The organism is Nostoc sp. 'Peltigera membranacea cyanobiont' 213 (assembly GCF_002245975.1).
Taxonomy (GTDB): domain Bacteria; phylum Cyanobacteriota; class Cyanobacteriia; order Cyanobacteriales; family Nostocaceae; genus Nostoc.
Window position 1 is genome coordinate 1 of the sequence record NZ_NOLI01000341.1, and the last position, 1,778, is coordinate 1,778.

A 1,778-nucleotide genomic window follows, 5' to 3' on the forward strand; every position below is an offset into this window, starting at 1 on the left:
TCGCTAACCATCTGATAAATGTCAAAGATGAGATTTCTTTAGTTAAACTGCAACGTGTGTTGCAAATGCCGATGGTAGAAGTATGGTTGGGATTATTGCTGGGTGGGTTTACACTAGAACAACGTGGTGATTTTTATCACAACCAAAATGTCTGGGTGAAAAGCTCTCTAATCACTAACACCTACCCGATTTGATTTAAAATTTTGAACTTTCAAGCTGCTTTGACACTCAATAAATTCATCACTTCTGCTGCTGACAAACCAGGTTGTACTCTCTCTCAACAGCCACAGCAGCAAAGCTTGCAAGGATGACAGATACGGTTTGGTAAAATCCCCAATCCTTGCAACTGCAAAATACTTGAAACCCTTGATTTATCGTTACAATAGTATTAGTAGTTAATAACCCCCAGAGGGTTAGTCTGAGTGCTATTGAGCTTACTCGTCGTTAGAAGATTCCTTATCTTCTTCGTCATCCTTGTCAAAATTTGTATTGCTGAGGGGGACTTATGGGTGAATCGAAACGCCGAAAGGCAATATTAGGCAAACACTATGGTTTGCCTAATATTTTCAATGAAGTCCAATCAATGTGGACGCAGATTAATTTCTCGATCAAACGAGTCAAGGATTCTGATAATGGATGTTTACTTGTTCAGTGTTCCAACAACGACCGAGGATTCCATCAAGACACTATTGCCCAACTTCAAAAAGAAATAGAAAATTGGAAATGTGATTTGGATATTCCTATCTTGATCCAAGTTCTCCCAAGGGGAGTTCAAAATTCAGAAACTAAACTTTTTGATGGGTTCGTTACCCTTTGGTGCAATTGTCCTGAATTTGAATTGTGGCGAGAAATATTTGAAACTAAACGAGTTTAGTAAACTTTGTTGCATTAAATTATTGTTTCCTAGCTGCACCATTATTTCTGTTGCCTCCACTCGATTTTGTACTCCCGTTCCACAGTCGCCAGCAATTTTGCCTGCAAGGATGACAGATACGGTTTAGCTTGTTTCCCCAAACCCTGCAACAGCCAATCTACAGAAGAGTCACGGCTGGCCACTTGATGCAACTGCCGTAACCTCACACATAGCTGCTGCATGAATTGGCAATCTTCATCAAGCAATTTTAATGATTTCATCTGTTCGATTTTTACGGTGTAGTCGCCGTCCCATGTCTGGAGTGTACAACTGTATTCTCCAACATGGCTAACTACTCCCCAATAACCCGCTTTACCTCTCAAGTCTGGGTTATCTTTGGGCAGAAGAATGCATATTTCACCAATATGGTAAGGATTGGGTACTTTCGTCCTTTCGCGTATCCTATCCACAACATCTTTCACGATGCGACCAGATGGAATCTTATTGCCAGCTTGCTCTACTGCCTGCTGCCATACATCCGCTTGCACAGCCGGTTCCAACTCGGCTTTTGCCAAAAACCGCAATTGTCGTTCGTTGGTCGGCATTGGAATTTGCCGACCAATGGTCGGCAAAAACTTTTGAAGATTCTCATAAACCACAGTCGCCGAAATCTTCAAGTACGCCGCATCACGACTATAACCAAAGCGATCGCGGCAGTATTCTTCAAAAGTCCGGTGCGTGGAACGGTACAGCCGTCTGTCCCTCAACTCCATCAGCGCCTGACCCGCTGACAAAAATGCCCTTTCTACCTGACGTTCCAATTGCAAGCGTAAGCTTTGTTCTTCCTCGGTGGTTGAGTCGATGGGGGATATTATTCCCCGCACCTCTCCGTTAGATCCGTGCGTACCCGTTTCCGTGTACACGG

2 protein-coding genes and 1 pseudogene are annotated in these 1,778 nt (G+C 43.3%); 2 read left to right on the forward strand and 1 reads right to left on the reverse strand.

The annotated features are described in order from the left end of the window. Nucleotides 1–194, forward strand: a pseudogene (locus CDG77_RS34755) (hypothetical protein); the annotation flags it as partial. 311 nt (nucleotides 195–505) lie between these two features. After that, nucleotides 506–874 (forward strand): hypothetical protein, encoded by a 369-nt coding sequence (locus CDG77_RS34760; protein WP_094333640.1) that lies wholly within the window; start codon nucleotides 506–508, stop codon nucleotides 872–874. Between the two features lie 41 nt (nucleotides 875–915). Here the strand turns inward: CDG77_RS34760 and CDG77_RS34765 are convergent, their stop codons facing one another. Continuing rightward, entirely contained in the window at nucleotides 916–1,776 is an 861-nt protein-coding gene (locus tag CDG77_RS34765) for a hypothetical protein (protein WP_442946469.1), read from the reverse strand. Nucleotides 1,777–1,778: the final 2 nt, after the last annotated feature.

What these genes read in the sequence shown, in the direction of transcription:
- CDG77_RS34760 (WP_094333640.1), top strand. Translation starts at nt 506, where the DNA reads ATGGGTGAATCGAAACGCCGAAAGGCAATATTAGGCAAACACTATGGT.